Below are 20,047 nucleotides of genomic sequence, written 5' to 3' on the forward strand. Positions count from 1 at the left end.
GGGTAGTCACCTTCTATACTTCCTCAATGCTTCCAAAACCTGGTGTCTCTCAGGCGCAAGAACGAAGGGGAATTGCAGCAGTACAAAGCTTTGCTGCTGAAATTGGACAGATTTGGCGTGAAACCTCAACCGGAGATGTGGGCATTGATGGTCAGCTTGAACTTGTGAATGCCAGCGGTTATGCGACTGGCAGAACGGTTGCAGTTCAAGTAAAAGCGGGCACAAGCTATCTAAGAAAGCGTGGAGAAGAGTATTGGGTGTATAAACCCGAGAAGAAGCACGAGCTGTATTGGGAGATGTATCCAATGCCCGTCTTGCTTGTTCTCCACGATACTGAAGAGAAGATTAGTTATTGGACCGATGCAAGGCAACAACTGAGATCTGGAACAAAAGAAATATTAATACCTAGGAATAGTATTTTACAAAATACTACTGTTGATAGAATATTCGAGAACACTGGGTCAGGTAGTGAACCTTTCATAGAGAGCATCGAAGAGATCTTGAGAGAGATGGCATTTAAGAGAATTGTTAGAAGAGAATTTGATGTTTCATATCTTGATTTATTTACACATGGACTTACGAATATGTGCAGATCTCTATATTTTGGTATTGAAATTGCTGCCGAGGCTGCTAGTTATAACGTAGCTCATAAAGGGGAATCGAGATTGGTTGCTTTGACTCCGTCCTATCATGAATTTGTGTTTAGCTTTGTCAGATTTATCGCCGCACAAAACTTAGCGTCCTTCGATTTTTCTGACTGTCTTAGTGACTGGAATGATTACGGACTTCAGCCTTTCTTCGTTGCTACGTTAAGTAGCAGGGGTAAAAGTTTAATAACTTATATAGGACGACTAGAGACACATTTTGTGGAGAATAAGCTTTTAGATGATGGAGATGGATTGAGGGTTGCGCAGGAAGGGTTTGTGGGCATGGATTTTACTTCATACGCGAGTAGAATTCCGAGAATAAATCGCTTCCAACAAATCTATCGAGAGGTAATCAGCCCAACGATCACTTCAGAAACCACCCCTGACTAAACCCTTCCTTTCCCGTTATTCCTTGCTCGGTCATAGCGTCTCGGTCACAGGGGCTCCACCTTATCCTTCTCCATGCCGCAGCGGACTATGACCTGCTCCTACGTCAGCCCGTGCTCGACTACATGCAAGCTCCGCTCGAACGACGTGACCCCTGCTACGGCAAGGGCACGTGCGCTGAAAATGGATCAATGCGGCCAGCCTAAAAAGTAATTTGCTAATTCTGCGTGAAGTTTGTCAAGCACTCCCGGACCTTCTGCAATCATGTGGACGTGACCCGCGCCCCAACCCAGCCGCCCCCTGTTGTCAGCACAGTATTAAACGAGCAAGTGGTAACGTTGGCGCTTTATCCAAAACGGCCAATGGACTCGGATCCTCAGGGATACATTCAATCACTTGAAATCAGGTCGCGTGTCAATGGAGGCTATAAGAAAGTCACCAAAGTGAAAGTCCTAGGCGAAGCTGTGATGACTATTCCAGAGGAAGATCGAGACAGAGAAATTCCTCTTCTGGCAGCACGCCTCGCCTATATATATGCCAGAGACTATCCACCGCCACTAGCAGCGTCTCTACGCCTAGAGAGCCTTCAGGTGCAAGGTATTATTGATTACGCCAGCTCCAATGAAGAGGTACGTGAGGCGGTAGAACAATTCTTCTATGAGGCTTATCGCAATACACGAGCTACTGAGGAGGCAGATTGGTTTCTCGCTGATGGTGTAGCCTTGGCAACAGGCTTGAACATGCGTGCTGTGGTACAGACCATGTTTGATCTGCGGCGCGCCGGCATCCTTGAAATTCACTCGGATGTGCTCTACCGAATGCGTGGTGATGTCTATCAAAGGCGCACTGTTGGCGATACTCCTTCGACGCCGCCGTCCAGTCCTATTCCAGCGCCAGAATTTTCCCATTTGACCTCAGATACTGCCCTAATCGTCATTTTGGAAGACCGCTGGCAAGAAGCAGAGCGGCTGACGCAATCTAAGGCACCCCGCTTTGCCCTAATCGCCTACGGGAGCCTGCTGGAGGGCGTGCTGTATGCGAAGGTGCACTCCAACCTCAAGACGGCCAACACCCAGGATGCGACCCCCAAGGACTCAGAGGGCAAAGCCAAGCCTCTGCGCGAATGGTCGCTCAACGATCTGATTCAAGTAGCAAAGCAAGCTGGATGGATTCATCCCTCCCGTATGAGATTCGGCCAAGTGCTGCGTGAGTACCGGAATTACGTTCACCCTCGCGAGGAGCACGCCCAAGAGGAAAAAATCGACGAGGGAGTTGTGGATATGGCCCGCACCGTTGTGCTAACGACGATCAACGACCTTCTGTCTTAGTGTCCCGTCGCTTCGCGGGATGGAGGCCGGGTGTGGGGTGGGTGTTTGGGATGTCCAAAGGATTCACGTCGTCCAGCACCATGGCGCAGCGAATGGTGTCGAAGGCGCGAACGAGATCCTGATTGATGCCCTCTCGCAGCACCAGATAGTTGCGATCATCTCGGTAGATCATGCGCTCGTCGTCTGCCTGCCGCCGCCCCTGCTTGCGTCCCCCAGCCCGTTCACTGTGGTCCTCGATCCAACGGCAAAGCGAGGCCCAGCCGTGCGCCCCGACGCGCAGTCCAGTCAATGACTCGATCTCGGCGGCATTGGCCACCAGGACGCTGTGGCCGTCCTCGCCGTAAATGATCGTGAGCCGGACGTAGTACTGGGTCATGCCGCCGTCCTCGTGCTCCTCGCGGACGCTTAAGACGTCACCGTGGAAGTAGCGCCCGGTATGGTATTGAGTCCGGGTCCGGTCCAGTTCACGCTGAGCAGCCAGTGCGGTCAGACGCAACTCTTGCACCTGCGTGGCCAACGTGAAGGCGTGGTCCGCCTTGCCGGAGAGCAGCATCTGGCAGGCTTCCAGCGACAGTGGGTAGGCCCGGGTCAGGGTGTCCTGGGCCAGGGCATGAAGTTCACTAGGCTTGGGAGCGGAACGGCTGCCTCCCTCCGCCCCGCCGACGTCGCGCAGGCCCAGACCGATGAGCTGCCCGATCACACTGCGCACCCCGGCGGCCTCGCGCTCGGCCTCGCTTAAGTCCCGCACTTCACGGTCCGAGAGGAAGTATCGGCGGTGAATGCACTTGGCAATGCTGTTGATCATGGCCCGCTGGTCCTGATCCAGACGCTCCACATTGGTGTTCAGCGTGGGTGGGGACAGGGGCTGCGCCTTCGGCTGACCTTTCCCACCTCGGCCCGGCTGCTGGGCGTCAGCGGTCTGGGCTTCTGCCTGCGCCGCCTCCAGCAGGACGCGGGCGACATCGAGCTTGGCCGCCTTCTCGCTACCTCTGGGGGCCACCATCCCAGCCAGTTGGCGCGCGCGGGCCTCGCCGTCCTGCTGCTGTGCTGGACTTGCCTCCCCCCGCAGCGCGGTCACCAGGCGTGTCCAGGCGGGGCGGCTGCGGGCGTCGGTCAGGAAAGCGGGCGTATCTGCCTTGGGCGACGTACGGCGAACATGGCTCAGCGGTGCGGTCAGCAGCGTGCCATCTGGAAACTCCAGGCGCACGCTGGGGGTCTTCACATCAGCGCGTGGGGCCCGTTGCACCGTGGCCCGGCTGCCGGAGTGGGGGCGCTCACTGGGCGGCAGGTAGTACACGGTCTCACCCACCTTCAGGTTCAGCAGGGCCTTCTGGGTGTTCAAGCGGCACCTTCCTTCGCTTCGCGCTCGGCCTGCTGGCGCTCGCGGGCGATCTCGCCCAGGCTGCGGCCACGCCGGGGGGCGTGGGCCGGGCCGTAACGCTGGGCGTAGGTGTCCAGGGCCGCCTCGCCGAAGCCGGTCAGCACGTAGCCCGGGCCGTTCGGTCCCCAGGTAACCCACTGGATGCGTCCGTCGGTGGCCAGCACACGCAGCAGACCGCGCTGGTGGTCACTGATGGCCGCGCCGTCCTCCTGGGTCCACAGGCCGGAATCCAAGAGGGCACTCATGGTGGTTTTGGGCACGCCACTGAACACGGCCAGCAAGCGGTACACGTCAGGCAGGGGGCTGGTCTTAGGTTCAGTCATGCGTTTCTCTCCTCCTGCTCTACGGCCAGCAGGTCTTCTAGGGTCTAGGCCACCACCCAGAACCCGGCGGCGCACAGGCGGGCGTGGCAATCGAGTTGGGCGGCGCTGGGTTTGTTGCCCGGCTGTTTGAGTTCGGCGAACCAGAGACAGCGCGTTTCTGGCTTCATGGTCAAACGGTCCGCCGTCGACGTCGCCGCGCAGGCGGCCAGAATTCAAGGGTAGCCTCGGGGAGCGCAGTGCGCAGGACACGCATGACTGGTGGGGGGTCCCCCTTGATGTGAATGCGGGCGTTGTCCAGGAGATCGCCGGACACCAGGGAGCGCAGCCCAAGGCCCAGCAGGATCCGGCAGGGCAGATGCCGGGGGCGGCGCGACTGCTGGTAGACCATCAGCAGGGGCAGCGCACCCTGGCCGGTCAGCTGCAGCAGGGCCGCGTCGGTGGTGCAGGCGGCCAGATCAGCGGGGCGAGGAAGACTGGGGCAGCGGTGGGCCGTGGTCATCGGTGCTGCACCCTCCGGGGTGGTGGGGCTTTCACGGCAGCCCCGCTTTCAGCATCCCCAGCACCCGCTGTGCTTCGGTCACCAGCGCCAACGCCTGGGCTGGATCGCGCAGGACGTGAACGTGGAGGTCGTACAGGTCCTTCAGTTCGGCATGCCTAGCGGTCTGGGAATCGCGCAGCTTGCCCTTCAGGGTCTTGGTCTCCACCAGCGCGGCCAGACACAGCGACGTGCCGGGCAGGGCGAGCAGATAGGTCATGTCTGGAAAGCCTAGAGGAATGTGCGAACGAGGGACACGGCCCCGGCCACGAATGACCAGGGCGGCGTCCGTCTTGACGGGATACCAGTGATGGCGCTTCAGGATGTCGCTGATCTGCGCCTCGGTCTCCGCTTCGGTGAGGGGCATCAGCTCACCACCGGCTCTTCTCCTCGCTTACCCGGAAGTTGCGCCCGTGGTGCATCCCCACGATCTCCAGCGGTTGCAGCCGCCCCAGGTTGCGCGCTCCCAGGTGACGGGCGAGCTCAGCGGCGTCCAGGTTGGTGGTCACGATGCACGGCTTGCGGGCGTTCTGCCGGTCTTCCAGCGCCAGGTACAGCAACCGGCGTTCCACGGCGGCCGTATCGGTTTCACCTGCCCCCAGATCGTCGAGGATCAGCAGGTCAGGGCGGATCAGCAGCTCCAGCGCCTGGCGCTCGGTGATCCCGGCGCCGCCGCCCTGGTAGCTCTCGCGCACGTCCAGGGCCAGCCGCCCCAGATTGACCACCAGGGCGCTGAAGTTGGCTGCCAGCGCTGCCTTGGCGGCCAGCACGGCCACCTGGGTTTTCCCGCTGCCGGGCGGTCCGGTCAGCACCAGGCTGTCGTTGCCAGCGATGATCTGGGCAATATTCGCCGTGGCCCGCTGGAGGCGCGGAAACGGGTCCAGCGCAAGATCCAGCCCGGCCCATTCCACCTCCAGGTAGCGCGCGGCAATGCCCGCCGCACTCAGGCGTTCACGCAGGGTGATCTCGCGGCGGCTGGCTGTGCAACGCGGGCAGGGGACGGCGGCGGTGCGGCCCGGCTCGATCTGCACCTCGATCAGGCCACCGGCGCAGGAGCGGGTGTGCTGTTCGTCGGCCAGCGAGGTGGGATCGGCCTTCCAATGCTCCAGATCGGCGGCGGTGGGCAGGACGGGGGCGCGGTGGCCAGAGGCGGCCAGCTTGCCCAGCATCACGTCCAGGCTGGAACCCTCACGGCGAGTGGGCATTCCGGAGCGGGCATTGGCGCGGGTCTGTGTCAGGTAGCCGTGGGCGGCCTCGGCCAGTTCAGTGGTCAGGGGGGGCGTGGTTGCGGTCATTTGCGGCCTCCGGGGATGGGATTCAGGGGGGCGGCGGCCATCAGGGCGGCCATGTCGATGTCGTCGTCTTGCGGTTGCCTGGATGAGGGCGGAAGGTTGCGCCGCCGGACTTCCTCGTCGAGCGCCTCAATCAGCGCGCCCCGGTAGTGCTTGCCGTTCGCCGCTCTCGCTGCAGCCAGCAGCTCACGGATGCGGGCCGGGGCCAGTTCCAGCCAGCCCTGCCGGTCCGGGTATTCGCCGATCAGGGCGGCCACGCCCTTCTTCATGCCGGCCAGCGCGGCGGTCAGGGCCGCCAGCGCCGCGCCCGGCGGACCTTTTTCAAGGGACGTGGCGTGATCGATTTCGGCATTTGCTGCGCCCTGCTCAGTTCCTGAGACGGTGAGAGCGTCCACTCCATCCGCCCCGTGAGGGGCGTCGGCGCGCTCCGCGCCGCCCTGCTGAGTGAACTCCTGTTTCAGATTCTGCCCGGACCGCAGACCGCCGAGATGTTCTTCGGGGCCTGTCATCTCGCTTTCGTCTGCTGCTGCTGTCTTTTGTAGGTTCTGTGTAGGTTCTGAAGTAGGTTCTGACTTAGTTGTGGGGTTCGCCGTGCGCCTAGCTGTGGGCTTTGTCCGCGCACTGTTGTGGGGTTTGTCCGTTTCCAGTTGTTGGGTTTCCCCACAACTTGCTGTGGCGTTCTGGCTTTCAACTGCCAGGCGTTCCAGCGCGGCGGCCACCTCTTCACGGTTGGCGCGGTAGTGGTTACGCGCTGGGATTCCAGCACGCTTGACTTCCACCATCACCCCACAGGTGCGCACGCAGCGGCGCACCTGATCCGGGGTCAGCACCAGCTCGTCGTGCCACTCCTCGTGGGTCTTGTGGAACCAGCCCTCGGGGTTGGTAGTGCGGTCTCCCCAGTACAGGCACTGGGCCAGGAACGCGGCGGCAGTGTGGTCCCCCAGGATGCGGATGAACGGCACGGGGGTGGGAATGGTGTTCTGGCGGCCCATGAACTGCAGCACCAGGTCCATCGCGGTGTTCCTGCTCACGGCCGTGCCTCAGTAACCAGCAGACAGGGCAAGCCCGAAACGGTTCTGGCCTCCTCAATGCTTGCCAAAGGCCAGTTGGCATGCTCGCGGCAGACCTCGGCCTCCTTGACGCTGGGCTTCTGGCTGGCGGTGCGGGTCAGGCTGAGCTGCCGTGCACCCGAAGGCAGGCACCGCACCGCCACCCGCAGGCCAGAGGGCAGCCGTGTGAAAGGAACGGACTGCCCTGGCTGAGCGCGGCTGATCAGGTCCGTGAGGACGAACGTCAAGCGGCTCACGGTCACGAGCCCCGCTCGCGGCCTAGCGGCACACTGATGGAATCCTGCCCATCGTCATCCTGGTCATCCAGTTCCTGAAGGACCACCGGACCGATGTGATCGGCATCCTTTAACTCATCCGCGAACCACCCAGCCATTTCACGGCACTCACCCAGGCTGCCGAATTTCTTAGTCGTGAAGCGCTCCGAGTTGTGCGTGATCAGCCCACTCGGGCCGGTCATCATGTAAGCCACTTTGTAACCGATCTTCATGCGTTCAGCCCCTCGTCCTCGTCTTTTTGCGTCTTTGGAAACAGCGGCGTGTTGTCCTGCGCTTCCTCCACTTCGACGTCCAGCTCGATGTCGAAACGGTCCGGGTCCACTGGACTGAAGTACTGCTCGAAGCGGCTGCCTGGGCTGAAGTACAGCTCCACGACGGCCACCACCTTGAAGTCCTTCGTTTTGCTGCCCCGGCTCTCCAGCCGCCAGGTGCGCCGGTCCCCACCGCCATAAATTCGCAGCGTGAACGTCGCGCTCACCCACCCGTCGTCCTTATGGCTGATGCGGTGGGCACGCTGGAGAAATTTCAGGTCCGCGCCGCTGGGCAGTTCCAGGTGCAGGACCGTCATGGGCGTACCTTTTAGGTTGTATTCGTGCTTGATGGCGTCCACGGCCACCTTCAGGGTCTGCTTCATGGCTCAGGCTCCCTCTCCGCGTTGCGGACGCACTCGTTTCAGGTGGGCAGGTTGAGGTGTGGCGTCAATCATGTCGTGACCGTTCCTTCGCCCCGGCAGTGAGGGCAGTTGATCAGGGGCTGATTGCGTCGGCCGTTGGTGCAGTCGCACAGGCGAGTTGGCCAATCCGCCATGTACTCGACGTGTCCAGCGCGGTAGACCACGAGGCAGCCGCGACCATCGGCGACCAGGGCAGCAGCCTCTGGAGTCGTGGGGATTGGGATGCCGACAGGCCGGACCCGGAAACCCCAGCGCGTCAGGGAGGCGCCAGCGGCATCCAGGAAGGCGGCCCACTGCTGATCGGAGAGGGGAACAGGGGCGGTCACGCGAACAGCCTGAGCAGATCGTCCACATCGGCCCGTTTCCAGCCCCAGGCGGCGGTGCCCACGCCCAACACGATCAGGGTGGGTGACCACACGGGCGAGTCGGCCACACCGGCTAGGGCAAGGACCACGATGGCGAGGATCAGCAGGGCATCGGTGCGAGTCACGCAGCCACCGCCCGCAGCCTCATCCAGGCATCGGAGGCGACAAGCACAGCCTGAGCGCGGGCCGCATACTGGCGGTGGGCGTCCAGGGCCAGCTCCAGCGGCACCCTGGTCATGACGTACTGCGCCGCGTCCCGCTTCTGCACGGCACGCTCGTAGGCAAGGCGGGCGGTTTGTTCTGGGCAGGTCATCCTGCCATCCCTTTGAACTTCGCCAGCCAGCCTGCGGCCAGCGCCACCAGTCCGGCGCTCGCCTCGTCCAGGGTGGTCCAGCTGCCCTTGCCGGTCAGGTTGTAGCGGACCTTGACGTTTCCGGCCTTGTTGCGCCGCTCGCTGCGGATCACCGTGTCAAACGTGAAAGAAAAGCCGGTGCTACGGTGGGTGACCGTGAAGGCCAGTGTTTCGGTCTTGCTGGTCTGCCCGACGCCCTTGACCTCGACGGCGTAATCCTCGCCTTCAAAGGTGATCACCGCGTCCACGTTGACCGGGTTGAAGGGAATGTGGTGCAGGCGCGCATAGCTATGCGCGCTGGCCAAGGCGACGTTAAAGGCGAATCGAGCGGCCTGCTGGGCGCGAGGGTCTACCAGGGTGGATGTAGGATGGTGTATACTCATGCAGGAACCCCTTTGTGTGGGCACGCGAGGTGAGAGACGCGTGCCTCTTCTTTTGCTTCAGCCCGTCTTCTGAGCGGGCCGCTCTTGACGCGCCTCGACGGGCGCGGGGGGAGTGGGGTTGTGGGTGCGGGTGGCCAGGTCGATCAGCCAGGCCCATTGGCGGTCTGCCATTACGCGGTTGCCGTGGGCTTCGCGGATCACGTAGGGCGCAGTAGGGGAGGGGCGGTTCATGCAATGGCCTGCAGGTCGGGTGTCGGGTGGATTATAGAAGACACAAGTGTAAAGTCACCGAGCGAAAGACGGAGAAGAGGAGCCAGTTTGCGAAGGTTTGGCAGAGACGGCTCAACCATGTCCGCCTCCCAGCGCGACACTAGGCTCTGATACGACGCATCCCCAAAAGCCTGCTCAGCAACCTCTTTTTGGGTAAGGCCGCAGGCTGCCCTGGCCTCTTTCAACAACTGCCCGGTGGTTTGCCTCATACCTTGAATATACACAGGTGTAATGTTTCAATCAACACATGACGCATATGATCTTTATACATATGAAACTTTTGTATACCGTGTGTCGTAGGGAGGGTCATGCAAGTCGCATTTCAGCGCTATGACAGAACTTTTTTAATGGCTGCTATCGAGACGCCCGGGCAGAAACTAGAACGATTTCTCCTTCGCGCTGAGATGCAGCAGAAGGAGCTGGCAGCGCAGCTTGGCGTGGAACCCAGTTACATCAGCCGAATGGTCAATGACCGGATCGGCTGGGTGCATGGCCGCTATTTTGGGAAAATTGCAACCATTCTTCGCTTATCGGATGCTGAGATTGCAGAACTGAATCCGGCGGCTGTAATCAACGCCCCGCTCACCGACGCCGAGCGCCGGGGCTGGACGCTGCCTCCAGAAGTCGAACCTGAGATCCCTGACATGTTGTTGGAAGCTGCCCAGCTGTATGGCCACGGCAAGAACGCCCCCCTGGCCGAGCGGCGTTGGCTGCTGGAGCTGTCGGATCTGGACTTCCGAGAGGAACCGGAAAGTCCAGAGGACTGGCTGGCCATCTACGTTCGACTCTCGAAGCTCATTGATCCCAAGTAAAGTGCTCGACGCCCTGATTGCAGACACCCTGGAATTCATCGAGGGCGAACATGCTGAGACAAAGTGGGAACGGGATCCGGTCAAGCTGTGCCAGCTCTGGGGCATCCGGTACGAGATCGGCCCCCGCTACATGGCGCGCAGCCGTGACCAGGACCGGGCCAATGATCTGATTACCGTCACGGCCGACGATTACGGCAGTCGCTACCTGTTCACGGTGGCTCACGAAATGGCCCACATTCTGGCCAAACGTGGTGGATATGTCCGGCTGATCAAGCACTACCACGCCTCGGTGCCGGACATGCGGCGGCACATCGAGCTGATCATCAATTACGCGGCGGGCCGTCTGTTGATGCCCGCCCCTGATCTGTTGGAGGCCTGGGAGCTGTACCGCGATCGGCCTGACGCGGTGCTGCACCTGATGAAGCTGAGCGGGGCCAGCGAGCCGGCGGCCATGCGGCGCTGGACCTGGCAGGACGTGACTGCATACCGGGGCGCGTTTACGGCCACTGAGAATTACATCCAGGACGTCACGGCGTGCCGTGCCAAGGTGCCGTTTCGCCGGCATGATCGCGTGCCAGAGCTGCACATCCTGCACCCAGACGTGTCCCTGATCTCGCTGGGAGGCGGGCGCGTCATGGGGACCATCGCTTGATGAGGTGTCAAAAACGAGGTTATGAATGAAGAAGTCACTGAAGAGACTTGTTGCCCTTGCCCTTCTATCTCTCTCGCTTGCTTCTGCCGCTTCTACTCCTGCCAACATTGCTGACGAGCTGGCGCTGGTCACGCGGGCCGTGCGTCTTTCCTGCCCAGTGCAGGTATCAGCTGGGTCTGAATGCTCTATGGCAGATATGTCGATCGATATTGTGCGGCGCCTGATCGACATAGACCCGCGCAAGATGCTGACTAAGCCGTGGCGGCAGCTCGTGGGGGGAAGCGTTCAAACTTTCGTCGAGCAGGATGGTCAGCTTATCGGTATTGCGTTATTCGCCCTGGCACCGTTTAAGACTCTGATCGTGGTATCGCCCGCGGCCACCCTGCCAGCAGCCAATACTGCGCCCAGTACTGGCACAAATTCTGTGGCCTCTTTTGACCTTCGTATGCTGGTATGGACCAACAGTGGGAAGGTGATTCGTCAAGGCCAGAGCGCCCCCGTCAATGGGCCTCTGATCCCGCTGGTTTCCTTGGTGGCGGTAGGCTGCGACGTCAAGCCTGAGACTGGAAACATGGTGCGCGTGACTTGCGAGTACCCGTATGTCGGGAAGGTCTACGACATCGTGAAATTGAGATGACCCATTCCGCACTGAATTCATTTAGGAGCAACAGCCATGGTGTTGCTGGACCGAAGGAGTAAAGTGAATAGACATGGACTCGCACGTGGCCGAAGCCAATGCGCGCATCAGCGAAGCGCTCACCGAACTGCTCAAGTCGGTCCAGCGCGGTGTGGCGCAGGCTGGCGTAGAGCTGGCCGATCTGGAAAAGCTGGCAGCGCAAGAGGAGTCGGAGACTTCCGCGCGGGTGGCCGAACTGGAGTCGCGGCATGAGCGGCGACGTCAGGCCATCCAGCGGAAATGGCAGCGGTACTGATCCGCGCGAAATCATCTACCTGGACCGGGGCAGATTGTTGTCGTATGCCTCGCAGCTTTTCGATGGCGTAACGGTAATGCGCCGTCTGCTGGAAGCGTCCAAGCACGGTGACATCATCTCCAAGATCAAGCGGGAACGTGAAACGTTTGAAGATGCCCGGCGGACAGGGAGCGCCGGAGTCAGCTTTGGCGCAGAACTCAGGGGAGAAGCGGAGAGCTCAGAGGGCACCCGCACGACCATCACCACCGGCGGCGATCAGGCGCTAAATATTTCTTACGATGCCCTGCTGGAAGACAAGGCGGAACTGGATAACGTTCTCCTGGTCGTTGAGCGAGAGCTGGAAGCGCGTGGACATCTGACAGACTTTACAGGTGAGCAGTCGTCAGGTCTGATCCGCTTTCGCGGCGTCATGTCTTTCGTGGACTGGACGATCTTACATAGCGTTTTGCTGGATACGAAAACCCTTGTGACCTTTTCCGGCCCTGAAAAGCCGCTGAAACCTCAAGAGGCATCCGGGCTCGCCAAGATGCTCAAGATTTTATCGCTCAGCGACATCACGGCCCACATGACCTCGGAAGGTGCATCGGTCATTGCGCCTTTGAATCCTGAGCACCTGACGTTGACCTTAGAGCAGATGCGAGCCATCTATCTCACCAATGACATCCAGGCGACGTTGCTGGCCTTCAGTCCTCCATCGGCTACTGGTTCCCACAATCGGGCCACGATGGGTCTCGGTGGCGCTGTCGATTTCGCCGAGGTCTTCAGGACACTGACGGGCGCGCCGGATTACTCTGTTCAGCCTATTGCCCTCTATATCGAGTTATGACGCCGCCCACCATTGGTGGAATCCGCGTCAGTACGGATATGCAGGCGGACCGTTACGGGCCGGACCGTCAGCGTGAGGACATCACCCGCGAGGCCGAGCGCGCGGGCCTGGTGATCACCGACTGGGTCGAGGAGTCGATCACCGGCACGGATCATGCGCGCGCTGCTGAGAACCGCTACTACCAGCTGGCCCGCCAGCACCAGGGCGTCAACGTTGTGTTCTCGCATCCCAACCGGGTGGGGCGGCACGTCGAGGTGACGGTGGGCATCGCGCGCACCATCCACCAGTTGGGCGGGACTGTCTGGATCGCCGGCACCGGCAACCTGAGAGACCGGCGCAACTGGAAGAATTTCCTGCGGGACGCGGCCGAGGCCGAATCCGATCACGCCGATATTGTGGACCGCCTCCAGCGCGGCAAGTCCAGCAAGGCCGCGCGCAACCTGTGGCCGCACGGCCAGCCGCCTTACGGGTACCGGATTGTGCGCGATGACCGAGGCAAGTCGCTGACCATCGAGCCGCACCCGGAGACAGGCCCGGTGGTCCGCGAGATCTTCGACCGGGCGCTGGCCGGGCAGGGGAGCCCCACGATCGCCGCGTATCTGATCCAGGCGGGCGTGACCGTGCCCCGTCCCCACAAATCCTCACAGGGACTATGGACCCAGCGCCATGTGCTGTACATCCTGAACAACGAGGCGTACACGGGGCGCCGGGTCTTTACCGGCCCAGGCGGCGAGACGTCCACTGTGACTTTTGAAGGCCTGGTGACACCCGCCGAGTTCCGCCAGGTGCGACAGCTGGTCAGTGGCCGGCGCACCAACCGGGCCGCGCGCACCCGCTTCCCGGCGCTGTGGGCTGGGCACCTGCGCTGTGGCCTGTGCGGCGGCAGCATGTCGGTGTTCAGCAATTACAACACCAACAAGGCCGGAGAGCAGACCCACTACATCAACTACCGCTGCCGCAACACCTACAACACCGGTGTAAGCGCCTTACTCGCCGGGGCGAAGAACTGCAATCATCGTCGGGTCCACAACCACACGAAAGTGGATGAGGCTGGATGGCAGCTCTTCGTGCAGGCTATGACGGATCCGGCGGTGCTGGTGGCCTCCCTGCCCGCGGAGGCCAGCGGGCCGGACCACAGCGCCCGCCTGGCCGAGCTGCGCACCCAGATGGCCGAGACCGTGCGGCGCGCGGTGGCCCACCACCTGCCGGACGATGTGCTGACCTCTGCTCTGGAACCGCTGCGAGACGAGATGCGGCGGCTGGAGCGTGACAGTCTGCCGCCGCCTGCCCAGCCTGCGCCGGACATGACCGGCCTGGCCGCGCAGATGACTGGTCACCTTGCGGGGCTAAGCGGCCTCGAGGAGCGGCGGGAAGCGCTGGACACCTGGGCGGCGCGGCTGGTGCTGGGGCCGGAGGGGATTGAGCGGGTGGAGGTGACGGTGTATCGGCGGTGAAATTGTGTCACTAGGAGCGGATCATCAATATTGTGGTCCGCTAGAGACACAATTTCAGAGTTGGAAATCTTTTCCGACTCTACTCTGCCTTTCTCGCCGGCAGTTTGAAGATTTCCTCGTCTGAATCGAACTTTCCGCGTGCTTATCTAATCAGGATGCCTTTTCAGTTCGACGTGCGCGCACAGGCAATTGAGGGCGACACCCGGGAGGTACGTGTTCGCTAATCGAAGTTTTGACGCTCAAAAGGTGCGTTGCCAAATCTGGTCTGTGAATCGGAGCGCATAGTTTGACGAGGGCTGTATACGGTGTTATATTCAGGGAATCAAGGCGGCCTGCGGGCCGCTTTTTCCGTGACCTGTGATATTGAGATGCGCCATCTGCCAGACCCCTGTCATGGCCACCCTTTATGCTGCGGGGATGGATGCGCTTGTGCTTGACTTACTGATCATCGTCGCAGCGGCGGCGCTGGCAGGGGGTGCGTTTTTCCTGGGCAGGCAGACCGCACCGCGTCGGGCGATCCAGCCGCCGAGCAGCGCGTCTGATCCACCGGCAGAGGTATTGCCCGAGCACTTGGCCGTCAAGCTCCACACCCCCTTTTTCAGCCTCGCTGAGGGAGCTTTCTTCCGCACACTCGAGCAGGCGCTGCCCCCCGGTTACCGGGCGTTTCCGAACGTACGGCTGTATGACGTGTTCCAGATCATCGCTGCCCTGCCTCCGCAACAGGCCGTCCTCGCCCGCTTGCGGGACGAGCACGTTGATTTTCTGATCGTCAGTCTGGACGGCCATCATCCAGTAGCAGGCATCGAACTCAGTGGGAAGACCGCCAACCACGCGGAACAGAGCCGCAGCGATAAGGCCAAAGACCTGGCCTTCCACAGTGCTGGCCTGCTGCTGCTGCGTCTCAGGGCCGAGGAGGATCACACGCAGGAGGGTCTGGAGGCGCTGCTGTGGCGCTACCTCAGGTCCGAGCAGAATCCTCTCCTGTAATCGCGTGGCTTGCCGTTGGCCGGCTGAACGTCTTGGGCCGGGGAATGCGAACGCCGTGTACTCGTTGCAGCGGAAGGACAATAAAGACGTAAGGAGCTGGCTTCAAGCTAAATAGCGCAGTTAACAGATCATTTGCTGGGCTTCTCCTTCAGAATTCCTTGAACGAAGCTTCAGCGGAGGCTAACTGGAGAACGTTGTGACGTGGATGAAATCACCGCCTGACTACCCTAAATTCATGGGAAAAAGTTCGATCCGCAAGTTTTCTTACCTGGATTACGACATTGAAATCATCAGGCAGCGCAGAAATCTACCGGCGATCTCGAAGCTTGAACCAAGACTCGGGATCGAAGTTCGTTACGGGTTGAAGTTTGACGGTCAGCTCACGGACTGGAGCGATTTTGTCGAGGCCACGGACGATGAGCCATCCGCGAACGCCCTCGTGGAGAAGGGATTGCAGCGGGCGCGAGCGCTACGGAAACAGGAAAGGTCTCTTGTCGTCTCTCCTGCGGCCTGAGGAATTCACCGTGGTCGAGGGGTCCCGGCGCGTTCGCCACCTGCCATGACATAAAGAACTTGCAGAATGCAGGGAGTGAGCCACTGCCGGTTGCCTATCCTCTCTCAAGAGCATGTGGCTCATTCAAGAGCAAAGCGAGACTCCTTCCATCTTCCTGACGCTAGAGAAGCTCTCGGATGGCAGCGAATAGAGATCGTGATGTGAATAGATGAGGGCAGCGCTCTGCCACTGCCCTCAGTTCACGGCAGCGTCAGCACCCGCACGTTGCCGTCCCTCGCGCTCAGGAAACTGAGCAATTTGCCGTCTGGACTGATGTTCCAGTCACCCTGGCGGACCTGATGCCCCAGATCGCCCAGCGTGTTCCAACCGTTCGCTTTCACATCGTATTGCCGCAGAACGTGGGCGTCGCCGGCAGATTTAAGGGGAATCAGCAGGAAACGGCCCGCATCGCGCCAGCGATAGGCGCCGTAATCGTTGATCTCAGTGGGAGAGCCGCCTGCCGTCGCTTGCAGCCACAGCCCGTTGCGCGCAGCGCTGTCGAAAGAAATCGTGTACAACACCCTCTTCCCGTCCGGGCTGAGGCTGATGCCCCGGAAGCCCAGCGCCGTCCGCAGCGTCTTTTTCGCTCCATTGCGAAGATTGAGAGTAAACAGGTCCCGGTCCCGGTTGCCGGGCGCGCTCTTGCCCGACAGCAGCAGCGTGTCGTCGTCCACCCAGCCGCTGACCCCACCGCCGTAAAGGGTAGCGACGGCACGGGGGGAGCCAAAAGCGTCGGCCACAAAGACCCGTGTGGCGCGGCGGTCATAGTTGCCACTGGTGTCACTGCGGGTGTAGGCCAGCCGCGTCTCGTCGTCGTTCCAGGTCACGTCCGCGCCGTAGGTGGGCAGCGTGAAGCGCTTGCCATCGACCAGCCGCTCCAGCACCGTCGTTTCTCCTGTACTGGGGCGTACCGCCCAGCGCAACCTGGGCGAGAAGTAGGCGACGCTGGAAAACCGCCGTGTGACTGTGCCCCCCGTGGCCGCCACTTCGTAAAATCCGGTACTGGCGCGCGCAGGCGGCCCGTCCAGGAACAGCAGCGCCTTTGAGTCTGGTGTCCAGACCGTGCCGGGGCAACACTCGCCACTCAGGACGGCGCGGGAAGGCAGGGTGGCGGCCAGGGCGGATGTGCCCACGAGAACCAGGGTCAGAAGGAGCCTCTTCACCGTGAGCCTCCCGGAGCCAGAGGCCAGGGTTTTGCGTACTCGTTCAGCAATCGGCCTCCACGCAGGGCGGCCGGCTGCGAGTCCGGCGTCTGCCACCTGCGCGGGGCATTCAGGTCATACTCGTAACCGCGCCCAAAACTGCCCGCCAGCGCCAGCGTGTTCCAGTCGGCAGCGATGTAGGGCAGCGGGTTGAAGAAGCGCTGGTGAGATCGGTCCCGCAGTTCCAGATGCAGATGCGGCGCGCTGATACACGTCCCCTGCGAGTCGCCGCTCTGTCCGATGACCTGCCCGCGCGTGACCTTCTGACCGGGGCGCAGCGAGGCGCGTTTCAGCAGGTGTCCGTACAGGCTGCTCAGGTTGCCCGCGTGATCGATGACCACGTTGTGCGGGGGGCTGCCGTGCGGGCCATCCACCTCGGCCACCACACCATCGCCAATGGCAAGCACGGGGGTGCCGCATGGAGCGCTGAAGTCCAGCCCGGCGTGGATGCCCTGCAGGTTGCCGTAGGTGCTGCGCCGCTGACGATACGCGCCAGTGGTGTTGCCGTAGCCCTGGCCAAGCAGCCAGGTGTCCGGGCCGGGGGCGCCCGCGAAGGGCAGTCCGAACTGTCGGGCCGGGGGGGCGATGGCACTCAAGGGCAGGGCCGGAACGTAGTGGGCGGCGGCCAGGGAGAGAGGCAGAAGACCGCACAGGGTCAAGATGGCCCGTCGGATTGGCTGGCTCCGCCAATGGGCCGGGATAGGGGAGGGCATACGTGATGTTGCCGCACTCCGGCGGTTCAAGACGTGCCAGCGGCTACGGTTGGGCGGCTGCGGGATGGGGCGGTTCAGACCTCTGCCCAGCGTGCTGATGTGGCGGGGCTACTCTGGACCCATGACCCTCCCGCCCCAGACTGCTGCCCACGTCCCGCTGAACCGCGAACGCCTGATCGCGCCCGGCCCGGTAGAGGTGGACCCCCGCGTGCTGCTGGAACTGGCGCAGCCGCAGATGCACCACCGCAGCCGCGCCGCCGTGGACAAGCTGCTGGAAGCGCGGCAGAAGCTGACCCGCCTGCTGGGGGATCCCTATGAGGCCGTCATCACCACCAGCAGCGGCACCGGGGCCTTCGAGGGCGCACTGGTCAGCACCACCCCTGCTGGCGCCAGGGTGGTCAACGCCCAGGCCGGGAAGTTCAGCGAGCGCTGGGGCGACATGGCGCGGCGTTTCGGCTACGACGTGCAGATCGTGGCCCGCCCCTGGGGCGAGCTGCTGGATGCGGGCGAAATTGCCGAGGCCTGCCGCGACGCCCACACCCTGCTGATCACCCACAGCGAGACCAGCACCGGGGCGCTGCATGATCTGGAGGCCATCACGCAGGCTGCTAAAGCCCAGAATCCCGATCTGATCGTTATTGCCGACTGCGTGACCTCCTACGGGGTGGCTGAGTTGCGCCCTGCCGCGTGGGGTGTGGACGTGATCGTGTCGGGGAGCCAGAAAGGGACGGCCACCCCGCCGGGTCTGGGCTTTGTGCTGTTCAGTCCCGAAGTGCAGGCCCGCCTGGTCCAGAACACCGCCCACGGTTACTACCTGGACCTGACCCGGGAACTCAAGGGCCAGAAGGCGGGCAACACGCCGCAGACTCCAGCCATCAATCTAATCTACGCCCTGTCTGCCGCGCTGGACCGCCCGCTGAGCGTGCCGCTGGAGGTGCTGTGGGCCGAGCAGCAGCGCAAGGTAGACGCGCTGATCGCCGCCGGGACCGCTCTGGGCTGCCCGGCGTGGTCCGCCCGCCCCAGCCCTGCTGTCGCCGTCCTGAAAGCCCCCGACGGACTGACAGGCCGCCAGATCGCCGCTGCCCTGACTGCACTGGGCCAGCGCGCCCTGGCCGGTCAGGCTCCCCACGAGGACACTGTGTTCCGCGTCAGCACCATGGGGTACGCGGACCGTTACGACGCTCTGGGTGTGGCGGGGATGCTGGAGGATGCCTTCGCGTCCCTGGGACACGATTTCGAGCGTGGCACGGCAGTCGCTGCCGCGTGGGCAGCCCTGAGATAGGGGAGGACTTCGGAAGATCAAACCGTCCAGCCGCTCAGGAGAGAACATCCTGGGCGGCTGGACGGTTTGTGAATCAGAGCCTGCTCAGTCCAGTACGGTAATGCCCGAGTCGCGCACGCGCTGCTTGACATCCTTCGTGCCCTCGCCGCTGACGCGCATCACGAAGCGGCGGCGGTCTTCCCGGCCATCGTAGGTGGCGACGCTGATGATGTTGCTGGGCATGATCGCCCGCGTGGCTTTTTCCAGGCTGCCGGGGGTATCGGGCATCTCCAGCGTGATGCGCGGACCGCCCTCGCGCATGCCCAGAATGTCGGTGAAGGCGCGCAGCACGTCCATGGTGGTGATGATGCCGCTCAGTTTGCCGCTGTCGTCCAGCACAGGCAGACCGCCCACGTGGTGCTCCTGCATCCGCAGCGCGGCGTCTTCCATATACTCGCCTTCGGCGGCTGTGATCACGGGCCGGGCCATCATCTCGGCCACCGTCAGCTTGCTCAGCAGGTAGTTGAGTTCCCATACGCTCAGGGTGGTGGCCTTGCTGGGCATGGCGTCTTTGAGGTCCTTACGGGTGGTGATCCCCACCAGTTTGCCCTTGTCCATGACCGGCAGACGGCGGAAATTGCCCTCCTTGAGGATCTTCAAGGCGTCCATGACAGGCGTGTTGGGGGTTACGGTGACGGGGTCACGGGTCATCCAGTCGCGTACGAGCATGCTAAAAGTCTACTGGATTACGCTTGGCCGGATGTCCCCAGGCCATCACTGACTCGGTCTGATGAGGAGCTGACGGCGCATGTGAAGCGGCTGTGAGGGGGTTCATTCCGCTCAGAAAACACCGTGCTAGCTTTCGTTTCATGAAGATCACCGCCAAAACCCTGGCTCCCTTTGCCGTCGTCGCCGCTTTCGGCCTGGGGACCCTCGCCCCGCACGCCCAGACCACCCCACAGAAGATCGGTTTCGTGGACGTTTCCAAGCTGCTGGCCGCGCATCCCAACGATAAGGATATCAAGGCCATTCAGACCAAGGCTGACGCGGAACTCAGCCCTCTGGACAAGCAGGTCAAGGCCATTGACGCCAAGGGGGCCAATGCTACGGCCGCCGAGAAGCAGCAGCGCGAGACCCTCGTCAAGACCATCCAGAGCAAGGCTGCCGATTACGACAAGCAGATTGACCCCAAGATCACGGCGGTTGAAAAGGCTGTGGACGCGGCTGTCAGCTCCGTGGCCAAGGCCAACGGGTACTCGGTGGTTATGGACAAGTCGGTGGCCGCCAACGGACTGGTCATCTACGCCGATCCCAGCACCGAAATTACCGACGCGGCCCTCAAGGCTGTCAAACCCTGATTCCCGCCCCCAGGCT

At 62.0% G+C, this 20,047-nt stretch carries 31 protein-coding genes; 12 read left to right on the top strand and 19 right to left on the bottom strand.

The window, feature by feature from the left end:
* The first annotated feature begins 26 nt into the window (after positions 1-26).
* Positions 27-1,037 (top strand): DUF4365 domain-containing protein, encoded by a 1,011-nt coding sequence (locus HNQ08_RS05815; RefSeq protein WP_184128326.1) that lies wholly within the window; start codon positions 27-29, stop codon positions 1,035-1,037.
* Positions 1,038-1,306: 269 nt separating this feature from the next.
* Positions 1,307-2,362, top strand: coding sequence for a hypothetical protein (locus tag HNQ08_RS05820; protein ID WP_184128329.1), 1,056 nt, complete (start codon positions 1,307-1,309; stop codon positions 2,360-2,362).
* Here HNQ08_RS05820 and HNQ08_RS05825 read toward each other — a convergent pair.
* The 16 genes from HNQ08_RS05825 to HNQ08_RS05895 form a co-directional block, all read right to left on the bottom strand.
* Entirely contained in the window at positions 2,343-3,704 is a 1,362-nt protein-coding gene (locus HNQ08_RS05825; RefSeq protein ID WP_184128332.1) for a hypothetical protein, read from the bottom strand. The genes HNQ08_RS05820 and HNQ08_RS05825 overlap by 20 nt on opposite strands.
* Positions 3,701-4,066 (bottom strand): hypothetical protein, encoded by a 366-nt coding sequence (locus HNQ08_RS05830; RefSeq protein ID WP_184128335.1) that lies wholly within the window; start codon positions 4,064-4,066, stop codon positions 3,701-3,703. Before HNQ08_RS05830 ends, HNQ08_RS05825 begins: the two co-directional genes overlap by 4 nt.
* Positions 4,067-4,110: 44 nt before the next feature.
* Entirely contained in the window at positions 4,111-4,233 is a 123-nt protein-coding gene (locus tag HNQ08_RS27855) for a PDDEXK family nuclease (protein ID WP_268239998.1), read from the bottom strand.
* Positions 4,234-4,235: 2 nt separating this feature from the next.
* Positions 4,236-4,565: a hypothetical protein gene (locus tag HNQ08_RS05835; protein WP_184128338.1), complete on the bottom strand. Its 330-nt coding sequence runs from the start codon at positions 4,563-4,565 to the stop codon at positions 4,236-4,238.
* Between the two features lie 31 nt (positions 4,566-4,596).
* Positions 4,597-4,968 carry a VRR-NUC domain-containing protein gene (locus HNQ08_RS05840; protein WP_184128341.1) on the bottom strand — a complete coding sequence of 124 codons (372 nt, stop codon included), beginning with the start codon at positions 4,966-4,968 and terminating at the stop codon, positions 4,597-4,599.
* A 4-nt stretch (positions 4,969-4,972) separates the two neighbouring features.
* Positions 4,973-5,896 (bottom strand): ATP-binding protein, encoded by a 924-nt coding sequence (locus HNQ08_RS05845; RefSeq protein ID WP_184128344.1) that lies wholly within the window; start codon positions 5,894-5,896, stop codon positions 4,973-4,975.
* Positions 5,893-6,924, bottom strand: coding sequence for a hypothetical protein (locus HNQ08_RS05850; RefSeq protein WP_184128347.1), 1,032 nt, complete (start codon positions 6,922-6,924; stop codon positions 5,893-5,895). The genes HNQ08_RS05845 and HNQ08_RS05850 overlap by 4 nt, the downstream gene beginning before the upstream one ends.
* On the bottom strand, positions 6,921-7,199 hold the full coding sequence (locus HNQ08_RS05855; RefSeq protein ID WP_184128350.1) for a hypothetical protein: 279 nt from the start codon (positions 7,197-7,199) through the stop codon (positions 6,921-6,923). The genes HNQ08_RS05850 and HNQ08_RS05855 overlap by 4 nt, the downstream gene beginning before the upstream one ends.
* Positions 7,200-7,201: 2 nt before the next feature.
* On the bottom strand, positions 7,202-7,450 hold the full coding sequence (locus tag HNQ08_RS05860) for a hypothetical protein (protein ID WP_184128353.1): 249 nt from the start codon (positions 7,448-7,450) through the stop codon (positions 7,202-7,204).
* Positions 7,447-7,872: a hypothetical protein gene (locus HNQ08_RS05865; RefSeq protein ID WP_184128356.1), complete on the bottom strand. Its 426-nt coding sequence runs from the start codon at positions 7,870-7,872 to the stop codon at positions 7,447-7,449. The genes HNQ08_RS05860 and HNQ08_RS05865 overlap by 4 nt, the downstream gene beginning before the upstream one ends.
* 68 nt (positions 7,873-7,940) lie before the next feature.
* Entirely contained in the window at positions 7,941-8,237 is a 297-nt protein-coding gene (locus HNQ08_RS05870) for a hypothetical protein (protein ID WP_184128358.1), read from the bottom strand.
* Positions 8,234-8,401, bottom strand: coding sequence for a hypothetical protein (locus HNQ08_RS05875; RefSeq protein ID WP_184128361.1), 168 nt, complete (start codon positions 8,399-8,401; stop codon positions 8,234-8,236). Before HNQ08_RS05875 ends, HNQ08_RS05870 begins: the two co-directional genes overlap by 4 nt.
* On the bottom strand, positions 8,398-8,589 hold the full coding sequence (locus HNQ08_RS05880) for a hypothetical protein (protein WP_184128364.1): 192 nt from the start codon (positions 8,587-8,589) through the stop codon (positions 8,398-8,400). Before HNQ08_RS05880 ends, HNQ08_RS05875 begins: the two co-directional genes overlap by 4 nt.
* Complete coding sequence (locus HNQ08_RS05885) at positions 8,586-9,011, bottom strand: hypothetical protein (protein ID WP_184128367.1); 426 nt, start codon at positions 9,009-9,011, stop codon at positions 8,586-8,588. The genes HNQ08_RS05880 and HNQ08_RS05885 overlap by 4 nt, the downstream gene beginning before the upstream one ends.
* Positions 9,012-9,068: 57 nt before the next feature.
* Positions 9,069-9,242 (bottom strand): hypothetical protein, encoded by a 174-nt coding sequence (locus HNQ08_RS05890; protein ID WP_184128370.1) that lies wholly within the window; start codon positions 9,240-9,242, stop codon positions 9,069-9,071.
* Positions 9,239-9,490, bottom strand: coding sequence for a helix-turn-helix transcriptional regulator (locus HNQ08_RS05895; RefSeq protein WP_184128374.1), 252 nt, complete (start codon positions 9,488-9,490; stop codon positions 9,239-9,241). Before HNQ08_RS05895 ends, HNQ08_RS05890 begins: the two co-directional genes overlap by 4 nt.
* Before the next feature lie 99 nt (positions 9,491-9,589).
* Between HNQ08_RS05895 and HNQ08_RS05900 the strand changes: the two genes are divergently transcribed.
* The 8 genes from HNQ08_RS05900 to HNQ08_RS05935 all read left to right on the top strand — a co-directional run bounded on the left by HNQ08_RS05900 (position 9,590) and on the right by HNQ08_RS05935 (position 15,458).
* A complete protein-coding gene (locus HNQ08_RS05900; RefSeq protein ID WP_184128378.1) occupies positions 9,590-10,093 on the top strand; it encodes a helix-turn-helix domain-containing protein in 504 nt (167 codons plus the stop codon).
* Positions 10,080-10,745 (top strand): ImmA/IrrE family metallo-endopeptidase, encoded by a 666-nt coding sequence (locus HNQ08_RS05905; protein WP_184128381.1) that lies wholly within the window; start codon positions 10,080-10,082, stop codon positions 10,743-10,745. The genes HNQ08_RS05900 and HNQ08_RS05905 overlap by 14 nt, the downstream gene beginning before the upstream one ends.
* Positions 10,746-10,770: 25 nt before the next feature.
* Positions 10,771-11,382: a hypothetical protein gene (locus tag HNQ08_RS05910; protein WP_184128385.1), complete on the top strand. Its 612-nt coding sequence runs from the start codon at positions 10,771-10,773 to the stop codon at positions 11,380-11,382.
* Positions 11,383-11,455: 73 nt separating this feature from the next.
* Positions 11,456-11,677, top strand: coding sequence for a hypothetical protein (locus tag HNQ08_RS05915; protein WP_184128388.1), 222 nt, complete (start codon positions 11,456-11,458; stop codon positions 11,675-11,677).
* Positions 11,631-12,503 (top strand): DUF6414 family protein, encoded by an 873-nt coding sequence (locus tag HNQ08_RS05920; RefSeq protein WP_184128392.1) that lies wholly within the window; start codon positions 11,631-11,633, stop codon positions 12,501-12,503. The genes HNQ08_RS05915 and HNQ08_RS05920 overlap by 47 nt, the downstream gene beginning before the upstream one ends.
* Positions 12,500-13,957, top strand: coding sequence for a recombinase family protein (locus HNQ08_RS05925; protein WP_184128395.1), 1,458 nt, complete (start codon positions 12,500-12,502; stop codon positions 13,955-13,957). Before HNQ08_RS05920 ends, HNQ08_RS05925 begins: the two co-directional genes overlap by 4 nt.
* 417 nt (positions 13,958-14,374) lie before the next feature.
* Complete coding sequence (locus HNQ08_RS05930; RefSeq protein ID WP_184128398.1) at positions 14,375-14,944, top strand: DUF2726 domain-containing protein; 570 nt, start codon at positions 14,375-14,377, stop codon at positions 14,942-14,944.
* 235 nt (positions 14,945-15,179) lie between these two features.
* Entirely contained in the window at positions 15,180-15,458 is a 279-nt protein-coding gene (locus tag HNQ08_RS05935; RefSeq protein ID WP_184128401.1) for a hypothetical protein, read from the top strand.
* Between the two features lie 239 nt (positions 15,459-15,697).
* Here the strand turns inward: HNQ08_RS05935 and HNQ08_RS05940 are convergent, their stop codons facing one another.
* Positions 15,698-16,660 (bottom strand): TolB-like translocation protein, encoded by a 963-nt coding sequence (locus tag HNQ08_RS05940; protein WP_229789696.1) that lies wholly within the window; start codon positions 16,658-16,660, stop codon positions 15,698-15,700.
* A complete protein-coding gene (locus tag HNQ08_RS05945; protein WP_184128404.1) occupies positions 16,657-17,412 on the bottom strand; it encodes a M23 family metallopeptidase in 756 nt (251 codons plus the stop codon). Before HNQ08_RS05945 ends, HNQ08_RS05940 begins: the two co-directional genes overlap by 4 nt.
* A 121-nt stretch (positions 17,413-17,533) precedes the next feature.
* On the opposite strand from HNQ08_RS05945, the gene HNQ08_RS05950 reads away from it, so the two are divergent.
* Entirely contained in the window at positions 17,534-18,694 is a 1,161-nt protein-coding gene (locus HNQ08_RS05950) for an aminotransferase class V-fold PLP-dependent enzyme (protein WP_184128406.1), read from the top strand.
* 84 nt (positions 18,695-18,778) lie between these two features.
* Here the strand turns inward: HNQ08_RS05950 and HNQ08_RS05955 are convergent, their stop codons facing one another.
* Positions 18,779-19,402, bottom strand: a complete 624-nt coding sequence (locus tag HNQ08_RS05955) for a CBS and ACT domain-containing protein (protein ID WP_184128410.1) — start codon at positions 19,400-19,402, stop codon at positions 18,779-18,781.
* Between the two features lie 140 nt (positions 19,403-19,542).
* Between HNQ08_RS05955 and HNQ08_RS05960 the strand changes: the two genes are divergently transcribed.
* Positions 19,543-20,031: an OmpH/Skp family outer membrane protein gene (locus HNQ08_RS05960; RefSeq protein WP_184128414.1), complete on the top strand. Its 489-nt coding sequence runs from the start codon at positions 19,543-19,545 to the stop codon at positions 20,029-20,031.
* Positions 20,032-20,047 lie beyond the last annotated feature (16 nt).

This window comes from Deinococcus humi (assembly GCF_014201875.1).
Classification (GTDB): Bacteria; Deinococcota; Deinococci; order Deinococcales; family Deinococcaceae; genus Deinococcus; species Deinococcus humi.